At 44.0% G+C, this 15078-nt stretch carries 15 protein-coding genes; all 15 read right to left on the bottom strand.

The window, feature by feature from the left end; all coding sequences use genetic code 11:
* Positions 1-38: 38 nt before the first annotated feature.
* The 15 genes from tnpA to AGRI_RS00255 all read right to left on the bottom strand — a co-directional run bounded on the left by tnpA (position 39) and on the right by AGRI_RS00255 (position 15047).
* Positions 39-488 carry an IS200/IS605 family transposase gene (tnpA, locus tag AGRI_RS00325; protein ID WP_008983047.1) on the bottom strand — a complete coding sequence of 150 codons (450 nt, stop codon included), beginning with the start codon at positions 486-488 and terminating at the stop codon, positions 39-41.
* A 127-nt stretch (positions 489-615) separates the two neighbouring features.
* Positions 616-1761: a dTDP-4-amino-4,6-dideoxygalactose transaminase gene (gene rffA, locus AGRI_RS00320; protein ID WP_008983046.1), complete on the bottom strand. Its 1146-nt coding sequence runs from the start codon at positions 1759-1761 to the stop codon at positions 616-618.
* A 23-nt stretch (positions 1762-1784) separates the two neighbouring features.
* Positions 1785-2612, bottom strand: coding sequence for a phytanoyl-CoA dioxygenase family protein (locus tag AGRI_RS00315; RefSeq protein WP_008983045.1), 828 nt, complete (start codon positions 2610-2612; stop codon positions 1785-1787).
* Positions 2612-3556 (bottom strand): hypothetical protein, encoded by a 945-nt coding sequence (locus tag AGRI_RS00310; protein WP_008983044.1) that lies wholly within the window; start codon positions 3554-3556, stop codon positions 2612-2614. The genes AGRI_RS00315 and AGRI_RS00310 overlap by 1 nt, the downstream gene beginning before the upstream one ends.
* Positions 3553-4218 (bottom strand): acetyltransferase, encoded by a 666-nt coding sequence (locus AGRI_RS00305; protein ID WP_008983043.1) that lies wholly within the window; start codon positions 4216-4218, stop codon positions 3553-3555. The genes AGRI_RS00310 and AGRI_RS00305 overlap by 4 nt, the downstream gene beginning before the upstream one ends.
* The gene (locus AGRI_RS00300; protein ID WP_008983042.1) at positions 4215-4838 is read right to left on the bottom strand and encodes a class I SAM-dependent methyltransferase; all 624 of its coding nucleotides are present in this window, start codon (positions 4836-4838) and stop codon (positions 4215-4217) included. The genes AGRI_RS00305 and AGRI_RS00300 overlap by 4 nt, the downstream gene beginning before the upstream one ends.
* A 1-nt stretch (position 4839) precedes the next feature.
* Positions 4840-5556, bottom strand: coding sequence for a WbqC family protein (locus tag AGRI_RS00295; protein WP_008983041.1), 717 nt, complete (start codon positions 5554-5556; stop codon positions 4840-4842).
* On the bottom strand, positions 5553-7490 hold the full coding sequence (locus tag AGRI_RS00290) for a tetratricopeptide repeat protein (RefSeq protein ID WP_008983040.1): 1938 nt from the start codon (positions 7488-7490) through the stop codon (positions 5553-5555). Before AGRI_RS00290 ends, AGRI_RS00295 begins: the two co-directional genes overlap by 4 nt.
* A 168-nt stretch (positions 7491-7658) precedes the next feature.
* Entirely contained in the window at positions 7659-10475 is a 2817-nt protein-coding gene (locus AGRI_RS00285; RefSeq protein ID WP_008983039.1) for a motility associated factor glycosyltransferase family protein, read from the bottom strand.
* A 21-nt stretch (positions 10476-10496) separates the two neighbouring features.
* Complete coding sequence (locus AGRI_RS00280; protein ID WP_008983038.1) at positions 10497-10802, bottom strand: hypothetical protein; 306 nt, start codon at positions 10800-10802, stop codon at positions 10497-10499.
* Positions 10802-11236, bottom strand: a complete 435-nt coding sequence (gene fliS / locus AGRI_RS00275) for a flagellar export chaperone FliS (protein WP_008983037.1) — start codon at positions 11234-11236, stop codon at positions 10802-10804. Before fliS ends, AGRI_RS00280 begins: the two co-directional genes overlap by 1 nt.
* An 11-nt stretch (positions 11237-11247) precedes the next feature.
* Positions 11248-12711, bottom strand: coding sequence for a flagellar filament capping protein FliD (gene fliD / locus AGRI_RS00270; RefSeq protein ID WP_008983036.1), 1464 nt, complete (start codon positions 12709-12711; stop codon positions 11248-11250).
* A 9-nt stretch (positions 12712-12720) separates the two neighbouring features.
* Positions 12721-13110, bottom strand: a complete 390-nt coding sequence (locus tag AGRI_RS00265; RefSeq protein ID WP_008983035.1) for a flagellar protein FlaG — start codon at positions 13108-13110, stop codon at positions 12721-12723.
* Between the two features lie 68 nt (positions 13111-13178).
* A complete protein-coding gene (locus tag AGRI_RS00260; protein WP_008983034.1) occupies positions 13179-14003 on the bottom strand; it encodes a flagellin N-terminal helical domain-containing protein in 825 nt (274 codons plus the stop codon).
* Between the two features lie 216 nt (positions 14004-14219).
* On the bottom strand, positions 14220-15047 hold the full coding sequence (locus AGRI_RS00255) for a flagellin N-terminal helical domain-containing protein (protein WP_008983033.1): 828 nt from the start codon (positions 15045-15047) through the stop codon (positions 14220-14222).
* Between the last annotated feature and the right edge of the window lie 31 nt (positions 15048-15078).

Below are 15078 nucleotides of genomic sequence, written 5' to 3'. Positions count from 1 at the left end.
ATAAGAGGTGGCTTTGCGTTGGCCCCCTATAAGAGGGCTTAATTATTTTCAACATCCAGCCTTAACTGGCGTTCTTCATCTTCTCTCGCCACTTTGTCCTGATGCCTTACATAGCGACGGATTATCTCTTCATTCGCCCCGACCGAATCCACGAAGTAGCCCCGATGCCAAAAGTGATTGCCCCACAGTTTCTTCTTCCTAAGGTACGGAAACTTATTGAACAGCCTGATTGCCGTTCTACCTTTCAGAACGCCCATTAACTCTGACACGCTTACATTTGGCGGGGTTCTCACGACTAAATGCACATGATCTATCTGCACATTAAGCTCTACTACTGTGCAACGCTTCATCGAACAGTACACATAAATACTTCGGTACAGCTCTTTGCCAAGATTTCCTGTCAGAATCTTGTATCTGTACTTCGGCGTCCAAACGATGTGATACTGGCACCGATAGAAGACGTGTGATGCGGATTCATATCTACTCATGTTATTTACTTCCTCATTTGCTGGTTACAAACGAGCGAAGTATCTAACATGGGTATTCTACGGGCATAGCCCCGAATTAACGATCACCACCTCCATAGGAGGTGGTTTAAGATTGACAATAAAGAGGCTATGCTGACATAGCCTCTTGGATACTCGTGAGCAATGCATCAATGACCCGAAGCTGTTGAGCTTGAGTTAAACCAACCCAAAGCGGCAAACGTAATATACGCCCGGATATTTCATCGGTAACGGCCATACTGCCGCTCACCCGACCATACCGCTCGCCGGCTGGCGAATCATGCAATGGGATATAATGAAATACTGTGTTTACCTGCTTTTGTTTTAGTTTTCCCATCACGGTTTGTCGATCAACTTTAGCATTTAGCAAAACATAGTACATGTGTGCATTGTGACCGGCATGTTCAGGTATTACAGGTCGGGTCAATAATCCCTGCTCTTGCGCCCAAACCAAGTGAGCATGGTAAAAGTTCCAGCAGTCGAGTCGAATATTGGTTATTTTTTCAGCTTCTTCCAGTTGCGCCAATAAAAACGCAGCAATAATTTCCCCTGGCAGAAAAGACGAACCGATATCCTGCCAAGTATATTTATCAACAAAACCACGGAAAAAACGTGCCCGATCTGTCCCCTTCTCACGCACAATTTCAGCACGAACCACTAAATCGGGTCGATTAACCAGTATGGCTCCGCCTTCTCCGGAGATAACATTTTTCGTTTCATGGAAACTATAAGTACCAATATCGCCTATAGATCCTAATGCTTTCCCTTTGTAAGTGGACATAACAGCTTGCGCTGCATCTTCAACAACTGCAATATTATACTTTTTGGCCAGACTCAATATTTGGTCCATTTCGCAAGCCACGCCAGCATAATGAACTGGCACAATAGCCCGAGTGCGAGATGTAATAGCAGCTTCAATCAGCGTCTCATCAATATTCAGTGTATCAGGTCTGATATCAACAAAAACCGGTTTCGCCCCGCGCAATACAAAAGCATTCGCTGTGGACACGAAGGTATACGACGGCACAATGACTTCATCGCCAGGTTGCAAATCCAGTAGAATTGCCGCAATTTCAAGCGCTGCAGTGCATGAATGTGTTAGTAACGCTCGGTTGCAGCCTGTATGTTGTTCCAGCCAACGATGACACCTTGCAGTAAATTCACCGTCACCGGCCAGTTTGCCAATACCATGAGCTTTAGCAATATAGTCAATTTCTCTGCCGGTCATAAAAGGTTTGTTAAACAAGATTTGCATAGTGTTTTCCTTTCATACGCTCATCAGACCCGCTTCAATCGTTGCGAAATAAACGCATCCACAGAAGAGATTTCTTCATATTCGAAACCTAGAAATTGCCGCTGCGTCCTGGTTAAATGTTGTGCGCTAAGATTGCCGGGTATTTTAATCTGTTGCTTAAAAAACGGGATATTAAATACATGGTTCACTGCTCTGCGTGCAGTGGCAGTATTGTTGTAGCCTCCCGCGTGATACGTCATACAATTTATCAGAATAAACTGACCGGCTTTGGCACTTACCTGAGTCGCATGTTGCCGAACGTACTCAGCTGATGGCATTTCTTCGCGTAAATGTGAAAATGGCAACACAAAAGTTGCGCCGTTGTCAGGTGTAAAGTCATCAACGCAATACAGTGCATTTATCGCAATTGGTCGCGATGTGACAAAATGCTGGTAAGGTAAGTCTCGATGCCACAAACCTTGGTTATATTCTTGCCGGGACGGATTAGTTATCGCATTTTGCTGATTAAGAATAAACACTCCCTTAATCATACCTGAGATAAAGTCCAATAGTTGAGGTTGCAATGCTAACTGCAAAAATACATCATGCTCTTCAACAAGCAGTGGCGCCCGCACAGTATGATACTCATCGCAGCCTTTCAATTTTTCGGCACCATAGTGTCGGATATATTTTTCAGTCAGTTCATCAAAGGCATTTTTTATTGCTTGAATCTGTTGCTCTGAAAGACCAACGTCCAGAACCGCAAAGCCCTGGGCTAAAAACTGCTCTGCGAGAGCATCTTGTGTCGTTTCGACGTATTTTTGTTCTAAAATACCATAGCTCTTGGATGGAATGTGGCAATCGTTTTTCATCAGGAGGCCTCAGGTGTGCTCATATAATCCAATATTGCTAAACCAAAACCAGTAAGGCCAAACCCATTACCGTTGTACAGCATGTAAGTTGTATTTTTGTGTTCAAACACAAATGGATACTCAACCATTTCTGCGTCCCAACCAGTATCTGAAACTGTAATACCACTGTGCTTCAACGCCAATTGCCAGCCGTCCCCATCATTATAGGCGTAACCAATACGGTAACGCTGGCCTTGACCGCTGCGATACGAAAACCACATGTCTAGACCGCCACTACTATGCTTTATAACAGCAGGTCTCGAGAATGCCTGAGCTGAATTCAACATGTAGGGCACGGAGTCCCCTGTCTTACACCAAATATGACCATCCGTCGAATAAGCATGCTTTATTACATGCACCATTTCTCCGTTACCACCGTCCCAGCTTATCGTCGAGCCGTACCACATATCGTAGCGATCCGGAGCTGTATGCATTACCCACGGATAGGATAGACTGATGGGATCTACAGCATCTGAGCCAAACAATGGTTGAGACTGAGCTAACTTGAGACTGAAATCTGGCATAACGATCAACTGACCGATATCACCTCGCCAGTGGCCATTAGGAGGGTTCTGCCAGCCCATAAACAGGATGTACCCTTTAGAACCTACCGTATAGTGATTACCAATACTAACCCCATCAGCATAAAAGGTTCCGCATTTTCCATGCAAAAAAAACGGTTCAAAATGATCTGTGACAACTTCCTGACGCACAATATCAATATCAACAGCGCCGACTGATGAACGATTTTGTAGGTCTCTGCCACTGTAAAACACGCGGAATACATCATCTTGCAGGTGGATCGCAAGCGGATTTGCTGCATGGCTGATCAGTTTACTATGGCGCTTTTTATGCTGCGGGCTATATAGCAATCCTTGTTTGTGCCAGATTGGTTGTCGCTTCATATTTTGCGCAAACCAGAGCTTGACCGTGTTGAGCGTTCAGTTGCCACACCTTTGTAAACCCCATCAGGTTCCGCATTCTCCAACAGCAAGGCGCCGGCACCAACAACACAGCGATCACCAACACTAATATGGTCACGCAATGTCGCATTAACCCCGATAAAACATTGCTCTCCTATCGAAACGCCACCCGATACAACAATATGCGATGCCAAAAACGTGTGGTCTTTTATTACTGAATGATGGCCAATATGATTACCACTCCAAAGAGTAATATTGTTACCAATCTGCACGAAAGGTTGGATCGTGTTATCTTCTAAAATAAAACAGTTTTCGCCGATATTCCGGTTATTTAAAACAGTTGCTTTACTACTGATATAACTCACTAATTTATAACCTAAGCTTTTAACAGTGAGGTATTTTTCCTTTCTGATAGCATTTAACCTGGAATAGCTTAGTGCCACAAAAACATAGACATCATCACTACTGTATACGGATTGCAACTCTTCAAAGGCAATAACCGGCAAACCACAGAAGGTGTCATCGGTTTTGTATGCTGCATCTACTGTGAACGCCACCACCTCATAATCACTGTCTTCACTAAAATAATAGTGGGCGAGTTGCGCTATGTCCCCGGAACCAAATATCACCAATTTATTTTTCATGACTTCCTCACAATAATGGTAAATTCGAACAGGTTATAATCATGTAATAACGCCACATTGCGACTAAACTGTGTCTTACAATACTGAAACAGATAACATGGATCGGCATAATAAAGGTTATCTTTCATTCTTTCTGTGTCAGAAAATGCCGTTAAACAATTAAAAGCAAAGCCTTTGGCACTAAATTTATCCATCTGAGACAATGTACTGAGTATATAGGCCAACCAGTCGGTTTCTTTGTTAGCAAACTTTACATTAAATATCCCGCTGGCTACGCTGTAATCAGCTAGTACATCCGGTGTGTTGGCATGGATAAAGCGAGCGTTGTTACAATGGGAAAATCGGCGCTGTGCGGCCTTGACCATATCGGCAGAAACGTCAATACCACAATACTCCACCGCGGCATTGACCGTGCTTAGGTACTCATAAAAAGCACCGTATCCACAGCCGATATCATTTATACTAAATGACTTGTCATCATTAACCAGTCGCATTAGTTGTTTAAAGCGAAGCAACTGACTTTCTGCACCATTCCAATCTACTCCTCGCGGAGTTTCACCATACTGGTTAAGTTTTTCACTATAGTATTCTGACACTTGGCTGACAATTTCATTGTTCATTTTACTTTTCCAACGTCATCAAAGAACCGGGGGGTAGCTTAATATGATCTATGGCGCCACGACCGCAATTAAAGAGTAAGTCGATGATGCTAACGTAAGGTTCAAAGCCCCCCCAAAGTTGGCTATATGGTAGATAGCCACTGTAATCGGCCCAGTGCAACTGTATGTGATGCTCGCGAAATACCGTATCATCGATATATTCTCTGGCAGCAGGGCCTGACAGATATGCTCCCGCACCAGCCTGGCGGCATAAATCTACCAAGCGTTCAGTTTTTCCGTCGACTAAATGGTAATCTGATGACTGCGAAATTTTGGTTGTTATATTAAGATAATCACAGATAGCACTGATAAACAGCTTGTTGATCGCAGTGAGCATCCATTCGTCACTATTTAAGTACAAAGGCTCCAACCAGCTGGCTATATCTGAAAAATATTGCGCTTTTTTGTAATTTTGCAATATCGTTTGCCAGTGTTGCTTTCGCCAGTGCTGGTCTGACACTCGTGTTTGACATATTTTCTGATAATATTTTCCCTTCACATCAACAGGGACAGTAAGCCATAACAGCCCCTGGCTGGTTTTAATTTTGTTCCTGTTACGCCAGTCTCTCCGCGTGTACTGCATATCATCATATAAGATAAACTCATCAACCGAGGAAATAAGGCCAAAGTAGCCCCGCCAGGGAATATAATTTGACTGCACAATAGCAACACGCTTCACTGATTGCTCTCCACAGTAAAAGAAGGTTGGTTGAACAATGGACCTGCTACCACTTTGTCAAACAAATCAGTGTACTTATCGCTTTGCTGCTCCAAAACCAGAAACCTGGCGCCAGCTTGTGTTTTAAGCGCTGTCAGTCGAGCAGGATCCTGATGAAATGACCTTAACTTGCTGAGCATATCCGATAGCGTTGCAACTGCAAATTCATCTCCGGCATATGCGTATACATCACCAGTTTTCAATGTTAACACTGGCACAGAAACACTAAGAGCACACAGTGCACTCAAGCCACCACCGCTGCGAGGCGGGTTAACGTACACATCAACAAGTTGCATAAAAGCAACTAAGTCTTGCTGATACCCAGCATTCACCGACATGTCCTTTAGCGCCGGATACTTAGCACATAACGCATCATAGCCCCTAAATACACCAGCAAAAACAATAAAGTAGGCTTTAGTGGGCAACTGCAACAGCATGCTAATAAACTCGTCTGTTATCTCGGCATCAAGCCTATTACCAAGAACCGCCAGTACAATTCCCTGTTCTGGTAACTGCAGCATCGAGCGAGTTAAACTGCCATGAGCAATCGGTCGCTCTGGCAACATATCAACGGATAAAATACTCTGGTTTAATGCTTCTGGTACATCATCAGCATTGGCAATAAAACGTTTATTAAACACCCGATACTGACTCAGAGTATGAGGCAGGCGAGCTACTGTTGGAACCACTACGTTCGGCACCCACTGGCTTATAATATCTGCAACCAGGCTTTCCCCAACAGTAATGGTAAAGTAAGGTTTGTAGGTTTTGACCAGATCCACTACGCCGGCAATTTCATCTGAGTTAGGCATGCCCGCAGATAATTGCAGGTAGTTAAATCTTGCCCCCTCAAAGGTTAGAGAGTCAGCTTTATACTGACCGCGATTGGCATAGGCAGCGTCGTACCATGGCAAAGCACCATTTACCGGTAGCAATTCACAGGTATCTATTAACACTACCTGTTTTTTGGCCGACAAACATAAAGCTTTTATGGTTTCCAGCACTATTTTACTGGGAGCATGATTGGGGCTGAGAAACTGGCCGATAAAAACAAACACAATAGACGAGTTTCTGTCATTTTGGTCAATAAATGGACCGGCTTCACCTAATGATGCAGCAAAACCTTTTACTAAAGACGAAAAAGCCGTGTAGCGGGTTTTAAAGTCAGCCCGATCTTTGATTAATCCGTTAAACTCAACCGACAATAACTGATTGTACAGAAAAAAACGTTCTTTGAGGCTGAAACGCGTGTCAAGCACAAGCCGCCACAAATCCTCACCTGAGACCGAGTTATCGCCGAACTTAAGTGCCAGACTTCTAAAATAGGAATCGCCGTATTTATTAACTTTTCCAGCGAAAAAACTTAAGAGACGAATCTGTACAAAAGCCGAAAACGCACAACGCTGAGCAGACAATCTGGCGATAAACGCCTGTGTCATATTGGCAATAGCCTCTTGCTCAGCAATATCTGTTAGACGTTCATCCAGCTGAAAAAACGCAACGAGCTGCTTTAACTCTTCCGATACCAGCGGCTCGGCTGTCGCAAGGTCAAAGTAAGGTAGAGGTTTTGCCTGCTCAGCATATTCAGTGAACCAACCAGCATCTGATGCTTCAGTAGATGGAACCTTAAGTAAGGATTGAAATATTTCCGGGAAATAGCGCGCAAGCTCATTATATAATTCAACATCGCTACATAAAAAACAGACCGCGCTAAAGGTGTTGTAATATTGGCGGAGGGCTATCAGCAGCGGTTCAATATCGTTGGCCGAAGCTACCTTTACTTCAAGCACATTATCGGCTATATGACTGACGCTGCTGGACGGCTGCTCAACCTCATCGGTCTGCACTACAGTCAGCAAAAAAATGCCTTTGGGCTTACATTCAGTAATTGCCATTAATACCTTTCCAATCTGTGCAATAAATTAACTATAGAGCACGCATGCAAAGATAATGCCATAATTCAGAGTCAATTTTTAAACATTCATTTCTCAAAAAATGTTGGCCAGTACCGCTTTTGCCATTCATCCGCCAGATTTATTACTAGCACGCTATTGGCAACTTCATTACTTACTAAACAGATGCCCCACATCGACATCGTCAAACTTTAATGGCTGAAGTAAAAACGCATCGCAGGCTGAAACTACGTAATCGCGCCACACTTGCAAAACCTGATGGAATACACGCAAAAACTCTTCATCTTCATTGCTAATACAGGCAGCCACTTTTGTCATTAATCCACCAAAATAATTGGTGCTTCCATAAAACAGGAAGAATGTCGGATCCCCTGCCTGGCGGGCTTTGCGCTGCAACAGACGCCACTGCTCACTAACGAAATTTTTCGCTTGCTCCTGTGTATTAATATCCATATCAAACAATGCAAGCCATTCCTGTTTTGTCTGACGGAACAGGTCAAAATCGATTTCGCCGTAAATAGCGCTTCCCTGCTCGCGCAAATCGTCAAAAAAAGCTTGTGCTATCAGCTCAGTCAGTAACTGTTCTTTATTTTTTGGCACATCAGTGAACAATATATTTTCCGGCTTTAACGGCACCGCCCCTTTTATTCGCACACCGTTACTGCAGTTATATACCTCAACTTTGCGACCTGCCTTTTCAATTGCCTGCTCTAATAACTTGCGTGACATGTCAAATTCAGGCTTGGTAAACACTAATGGTTGAAAATTGCCTATTGCAGGTAAACCTCCACCATGTGTTTGCTGATAATCATATACCTCAGTGCCATCTTTACGATAATAGGCTGATGCTTGTGAGTGATGATATCGGACGTCGGCATAACCTAAATCTACACCAAACAAGTAAAACACTTTAAAACCAACGCGTAATGCGTAGTTAAGGACAAGATTAGTTACCGTGGGGTAAGCATAACTTAGCGAAGCAACATGAATGTCACGTGTTCTCAACCCTCTATCGAAGAAGTTGGTCGACGATTCTCCATCTTTAAAACATAACAAAGTGTCGCAAAATAAATCCGCCGTTTCAGGGTGAATACCATTTACACTTATCAGCCGGATTTTCTTTAAATAAGCTTTATCTTTTACCTGACTAATCCAGCAGTAAGTTGACCGATTTTGTTCTACCTCAGCGTGAAAATCTGGTGTGATACCTTTTTTATACAACGAGTACAGCGCCGTACCACAGCTGATAACAATAACTTGTTCCCGATGCTGCAGAATATACTCGAAGCTACTATCCAACGACGGACCATTGCCAACAATAAATACAGGTAGTTCAAGTGCAGCTAGCTGACGAAAATGCTGGTTGTCTTGTTTCAAAAACTTATGGCCACAAACCAAACTATTGTGGGTATGCGCAATACCATAACGACAATGGTCGTAATATTCACCAAGTGCCAACACGACTTTTAACTCAGCCCTTAGGTTAGCAATTGCCTGGTGCATTTTATGATTGTAATAAGCACTGAACATGTAGGTGTTAGCGATTGAGTAGGCACCAACTTGATAAAACTGCGCCATCAAATCGTAAAAATAGGTGGAACCATCACCGCCTAAATTTAGATAAATCCGATGGCCGTTTTTCTCTGCTTGCTCGAAAATCGCGCTCCAGTCCGTGACACGCAGGCTAGCGGCAAAAAAGTCCAGATTCGGTTCACAAATATAAAAATTTTTGATTTTGTGCTTTGCAGTGAGCAACTCAATATGTTTGCCCAAAGCAACACCAAACAATAACAGAGAGTCTACTTCTTCAGGCAAATGAATTTTTTGCTTAAGCTGCTTACTTATTAAAGGCTGAGTTTTCGCAATATGTGAATAATGAATGTAGTGCTGAAATTTATCTACACTGGTTTGTCCAAGCAGTACGTCATCTTTATAAGGATTTTGCGTAAAATATGTGATCAGCTGCGCAGATTCATCCCAAATGTGCTGATAAAAAAACGCTCTGCGCTCACCGTGATAGAGGTTTGGTTTGCCGGCAATATCTTTTACAAGTTGCCAGTGCTTGGGCTGGTGCTTGATAATTTCTTCATGAACTTTGGGGTAATATTTCTTAAGCGCCGTAAGGTTTTTCTCATAAAGCGATTTAGCGTGAATTTTGCTGCCAGACACAATATTACCTAAATTATTGCCAGCACGCTCTGCTACGTAATCCTGAACTTCATCAAAAGGCAAAAATTGTTGCCGGCTACTAAGTAACTCCTGTTTGTCGCCCCTATGCCGCATCAGATGCAGAATCACCTGATCCATCACCGGATGAAAATAATGCCGGTAAACATACACCCGATTAAAAGCAGCGGCTTCGCTGAGCTCGGTCAGATCTTCTGCAACAGTACTACCGTCATTATCAAGTTGCAAAAATATATGACAGCCCATATTTTCAGCAACTTCGAATATCTTCCGCCAATTGTTACTCTGTAAAGAACAGACTAACGTGTCAACATTCGGTTCATAGATGATTAAATACTTAATTGACACGCTCTGCAGCAATGTCGATAGCTGATGTCCCAAACCAAGGCCAAACATCACTAATACGTCTATTTGCTTTGGTGACGGTTCAATCGGCCAGACATTTGAAGGAAATGGTAAGTCTGCTGCGTCTAACTCAAAAAATGGCGCAGCATTACAGAAAAGTTCAACTTCAGTGCGGACTTCAGTCGAAGGTGTTGGGCCATACCAAACCCGGCCGGTGGCAAAATCAACAATGTTAAGTTCGCCCGATTTATTGCAAAACACTGAATACTGTTGCATGCTATGTTGCTCGATAAGCGGGACAACACTCGGCATGTAGTGGCTAAACGCAGCAATATTGTCTTGCAGGTAGTGTTTAATGTTCTTAGCTGCAGTTTGTTCTAAATACGATTGCGCCAGTTCGTCAGTGTTTAACTGATAATTGATATACTTCAGCATTACATTCAACCTTTATAAAGTTCAGTTATGCTGTGTGTAACTATGCTTTGCGCGGCGCCCTTTTTGAACTTGCAGCATGCTTACAGCAACAGCGTCTTTCTCTTTAGACAGTTTTGCCATCGAAACCTTAAGCCAGTCAAGGTTTTGCTGTAAAAATAATGCATGCTGTTCAACATCTTCGCTGGGGTCGACAGCCTGAACCAATAATTGTCCAAGCTGATCGTTTAATGCAACCACCAACTCAATATCATAACTTTCGCTTTCTAATAGCAGATCTATTTTTTCACGTAACTTCTGACATAGCTCTGCCTTTTTTGCAAGCTGCATCAGGCACCTACGGCTTGTTGTTGATCACGCTGCGCTTGCAGCTGATACCCTTTTTCTCTGTCTGCCACAGGGATTTGATCCCAAGCACCTTTTATAGTAAGCAGAATTTCCATTACCTCATTCAGCTTAGCAATACTTTTTTCGCGGCTGGCTAAGATAAGGTGATTCAACATGAACTCATATAACGCGAACAAGTTGTCTGATATGTCGCCCGCATTCATATCTAAAGAGCCTTGTAAAGACGAGATAATACTAATTGCTTTAGATACCGCTTCTGATTTTCCTGCGAAGTCATTGCGGTCAATACAGCCTTTAGCCTTAGCCATATTCTCTAATGCACCTTGCATCAATAACTGTATTACGCGGTGCGGATCGGCAACGGCCAGGTCATCTTTAATACCAACGGCTTTATAGGCTTTAATTCCATAACTCATGGTGCTCTCCACTAATTCGATTTATTGGTGCCAAATCCGGGCAAACTTGACAGCTGCGCTGTTACCGTAGACGCCATATTTTGCATAGAGCCCAACAGCGCATCTAATGCGGTGTAGCGGCTACGCAAAGTTTGCTCGAAACTAGCTATATATCGGTTAGCTGCCTCTAAATCTTTAGTATTTTTATCAATTTGTGTCTTAAGCGAGTTTTCTTTGCTGGCAATAATACCGCCAGCTTGGGTAAATTCTTTCAGGAAGCTATCCAGAGTTGCACTTAAACCTTGATCACCACCAAAGAAGGCTGCCACCCCATCATAGTTTTCATTTAACGCTTTATTAAAACGGGTTCGGCCAGAATCTGCACCAAATTCAGAGCTGCTGGATATCTCTAACTTTCCATCCTCACGGAACGTAATACCCAGCGAATATAGCGTTGACAATGATTCATCAGCGCCTTCAACCACATTACCTAACAAGCCTCGCAGCTGAGACATGATGTTCTTCGGTAGTTGGTCCGTGGCTAAAGCACCGCCCTCTGCGGTGACGGTTTTGCCGTCTGCACCTAAGGTACGCTTTTTGGTCAAATCGGCTATTTGATCAACTAGCACGTTGTAGTTGTTAATAAAGTTCTGAATATTCTCTTCAGCACTGGCATTGTCAGTAGCAATATTCACACTGGCATTGTTACCGTCAGGCGTCACAGCTTTAACGGTAAGGGTGACATCCTGAATAACATTACTAAAGGTATTGCTGGCATTAGTCGTAGTAATACCATCAATTTCAATAATGGCATCCTGTGCTGCCTGGCTGACACTCAGGCCTGCTGTAGCGCCTGTTGGCACGGTTGAGACGTTATCAAGCTCGGCGTTATTATTAGTGATAACCAAATCGTTACCCGCGCCTGTCTCATCAGAGGTTAATACCAGCTTGGTGCCGGTAGCACCGCCTGCATTAATAATGTTGGCATTTACGCCAAAATTATCACTCTTTGCATTAATTTTTTGCCGTAATTCATTCAGCGTCATGCCTGCCGTGACGTCGACATCAAAGCTTTTACCGTTGGCAGCAAAGGTTAAAGTGCCATTAGTGGTAGAAATCACATCGTTAGCAGACGAAAAGGCTGCATCAGCACTTTCCAGGCGGCTGCCGGATGCCAGCTGGTTCACTTTAATATCAAAGCTGCCTGCCGCGGCTGTGCTGGACGCTGAGGCTTCCAGGTAGGTTTTATTTTCGGTCGGCTGAGTAACGGTTGCAATTCGGGAATTTAAAGTATTTCCACCCAGCTTTTTTACCGCATCCTGAAACGCCGATAATGCCGATTTCAACTGCCCAACACCGGACAAAGACGTGTCTAAGGTTTTTTTTGTGGTATTAATCCGGCTCAGTTTACTGTCACGCTCTACTTTTACCAGGGTAGAGACTAACTCTTCCAATGGCAAGCCAGACGCCGAACCCAAAAAATTAATACCCGACATAAACCACCTCTACACTTTATTGTCGATTAACAGGCCAATTGACTGCCCCATCTCTTCCTGTAGCCGTTTAATATCCCGTGCTACTTTTAACAGCTCCTCGGAGGGGATCTGTTTAATCAGCTCGTCTGTTTCAAAGTCTACCACTTTAATCACAGAACGGCCTGATACATCATCAACGGAAAAGCTTAAAGAGCGCTGATCTAATGCAACAGCCTGGTTTACCACATCAACCGCTTGCTGCAATTCCGCTTTGCTTATTTGCTGCGCGCCGGCTGCTGCCAATTTGCCCGGTTGCGCTTCATCCGCAGCCTTAGGCTCGGCAACGACCGTTTTAGCGACTTTATCAGCAGTGGCCGTGTAACTGAAACCTGACGCACTGTTGGCATTAATGCTACTCATCTTCAGACTCCTTATCGGCGCGTAGGGTGAGAACTTTATCAAAACTTCTCACCACTACGCGTATTAGTTTAACCCAATAACGATAAAGCTGCCTGTGGCCGCTGATTTGCCTGCGCCAACACAGTCGTGCTGGTTTGCTGCAGGATCTGCTGACGGGTCAGCTCGGCGGTTTCACGGGCAAAGTCTGTATCGCGGATCCGGCTGCGGGCGCCTGATACGTTCTCAGAAATATTCGTCAGGTTGCGGATAGTAGACTGGAAACGATTTTGCAACGCACCCAAGTCAGCCCGGGTACCGTCAATCACACCGATCGCTGTATCGATTGATGCCAGCGCAGCAGAAGCACCACCAACAGAAGATACACTCAGAGCACTTAAGCCAAGTGCATTAGTACCGTATCCACCTGTACGAGACAGTTTAATATCGATGTTTTGACCTGCATTAGCACCTACCAGAAATGATGCAGAGTAAGTACCGTTTAACAGGTTTTGCGTACCGAACTGAGTTACAGAGGCAACGCGACTGATTTCTGCTTTTAACTGCGTAACTTCTTTTTGCAGTGCGGCACGATCAGCTGAGCTGTTGATACCGTTTTGCGACTGAATGGCCAGTGTACGGATTCGCTGTAAAGAGTTAGTAATCTCTTCCATGGCGCCTTCAGCAACCTGAGCAACTGAAATACCATCGTTGGCATTACGTGCCGCCTGGTCCAGACCATTTACCTGGCTGGTTAAACGGTTTGAAATCTGTAAGCCTGCAGCATCATCCGCAGCACTGTTAATACGAAAACCTGAAGACAAACGCTTGAACGCCGTATCCAGGTTATTACCTGAGTTAAACAACTGACGCTGTGCATTCAGCGACGAGGTGTTGGTGTTTACATATAAAGCCATGAGTCACTCCTTAGTTGTCGGTAGCGCTGCCACGTTCAACTGATGTTTAAAATACGGGTATCCCGTTAACTGAGCCAAGCTGCAACTTGGCTTAACTTAGTTATCGACCGCGATATTTAAAACTTTAGAAAAAAACTCATTTTTTTTAAAATTTTTTTCAGACCAAAAAATACAATATAATTCATAAATTTAGGGCCGCCACAAGGCGGCTCTAAATTAACTGTTCAAGACACTTAACGCAGCTTGAGGCCTTTGGTTGGCCTGCGCTAAAACGGATGTACTGCTTTGTTGTATAATTTGCGTTCTGGTTAATTCAGTCGTCTCCCGGGCAAAATCAGTATCACGGATCCTGCTACGGGACGCGGATACATTTTCACTGATATTGGTCAGATTGCGTATTGTGGTACTAAGCACATTCTGCCAGGCCCCCAGCTCGGTGCGCGCCGTATCGATATTCAGTATCGCAGCATCAAGTGTACCTAATGAACTCGCCGCAGCATCAGTGCCCAATTGGACGCCAGTAATATTGAGACCTGCCGCCCCACTGACGTAACTGCTGGACAAATCAATGGCAATTTTTTGCCCGGCATTGGCACCGATTTGAAAAATTATACTCTGGCTAGTGCCGTCTAATAATTTCAAACCACCGAACTCCGTATTTTCAGCAATGTTTTGGATTGAGGCCGCAAGTTCATCATATTCCTGCTGCAGTGCAGCGAGATCCGCCGCACTATTAATGCCATTCTCAGACTGGATAGTTAACACTCTCATCCGCTGCAAACTGACGCCAATCTCATCCAACGCGCCCTCGGTAACCTGCACCAATGAGATCGCATCATTAGCATTTCGTACAGCCTGATCCAAGCCATTTACCTGGCTGGTGAGTACGTTACTTATGACTAACCCTGCGGCATCATCTGCTGCACGGTTAATTCGTAACCCCGAGGTTAAGCGCTCAAAACTGGTCGTTAACCCCGAGCTAGCATTACTGAGCAATCGCTGGGATACCAAAGATGACTGATTGGTATTTACGACTAAAGTCATACTGCAATTCCTTCTCGGTAAAAAATGTAAC

The organism is Alishewanella agri BL06, from assembly GCF_000272005.1.
GTDB lineage: Bacteria > Pseudomonadota > Gammaproteobacteria > Enterobacterales > Alteromonadaceae > Alishewanella > Alishewanella agri.
The sequence above is the reverse complement of the archived record's forward strand: the minus strand, read 5'-3'. Positions and strand labels throughout refer to the sequence as shown.

Excerpts from the sequence above, each read along its gene's own strand:
- fliS (WP_008983037.1), bottom strand. The coding sequence starts at position 11,236 with ATGAGTTATGGAATTAAAGCCTATAAAGCCGTTGGTATTAAAGATGAC.
- AGRI_RS00255 (WP_008983033.1), bottom strand. The coding sequence starts at position 15,047 with ATGACTTTAGTCGTAAATACCAATCAGTCATCTTTGGTATCCCAGCGA.
- AGRI_RS00290 (WP_008983040.1), bottom strand. The coding sequence starts at position 7,490 with ATGGCAATTACTGAATGTAAGCCCAAAGGCATTTTTTTGCTGACTGTA.
- AGRI_RS00310 (WP_008983044.1), bottom strand. The coding sequence starts at position 3,556 with ATGAAGCGACAACCAATCTGGCACAAACAAGGATTGCTATATAGCCCG.
- AGRI_RS00305 (WP_008983043.1), bottom strand. The coding sequence starts at position 4,218 with ATGAAAAATAAATTGGTGATATTTGGTTCCGGGGACATAGCGCAACTC.
- AGRI_RS00280 (WP_008983038.1), bottom strand. The coding sequence starts at position 10,802 with ATGCAGCTTGCAAAAAAGGCAGAGCTATGTCAGAAGTTACGTGAAAAA.
- AGRI_RS00260 (WP_008983034.1), bottom strand. The coding sequence starts at position 14,003 with ATGGCTTTATATGTAAACACCAACACCTCGTCGCTGAATGCACAGCGT.
- AGRI_RS00300 (WP_008983042.1), bottom strand. The coding sequence starts at position 4,838 with ATGAACAATGAAATTGTCAGCCAAGTGTCAGAATACTATAGTGAAAAA.
- AGRI_RS00315 (WP_008983045.1), bottom strand. The coding sequence starts at position 2,612 with ATGAAAAACGATTGCCACATTCCATCCAAGAGCTATGGTATTTTAGAA.
- AGRI_RS00285 (WP_008983039.1), bottom strand. The coding sequence starts at position 10,475 with ATGCTGAAGTATATCAATTATCAGTTAAACACTGACGAACTGGCGCAA.
- rffA (WP_008983046.1), bottom strand. The coding sequence starts at position 1,761 with ATGCAAATCTTGTTTAACAAACCTTTTATGACCGGCAGAGAAATTGAC.
- fliD (WP_008983036.1), bottom strand. The coding sequence starts at position 12,711 with ATGTCGGGTATTAATTTTTTGGGTTCGGCGTCTGGCTTGCCATTGGAA.
- tnpA (WP_008983047.1), bottom strand. The coding sequence starts at position 488 with ATGAGTAGATATGAATCCGCATCACACGTCTTCTATCGGTGCCAGTAT.
- AGRI_RS00265 (WP_008983035.1), bottom strand. The coding sequence starts at position 13,110 with ATGAGTAGCATTAATGCCAACAGTGCGTCAGGTTTCAGTTACACGGCC.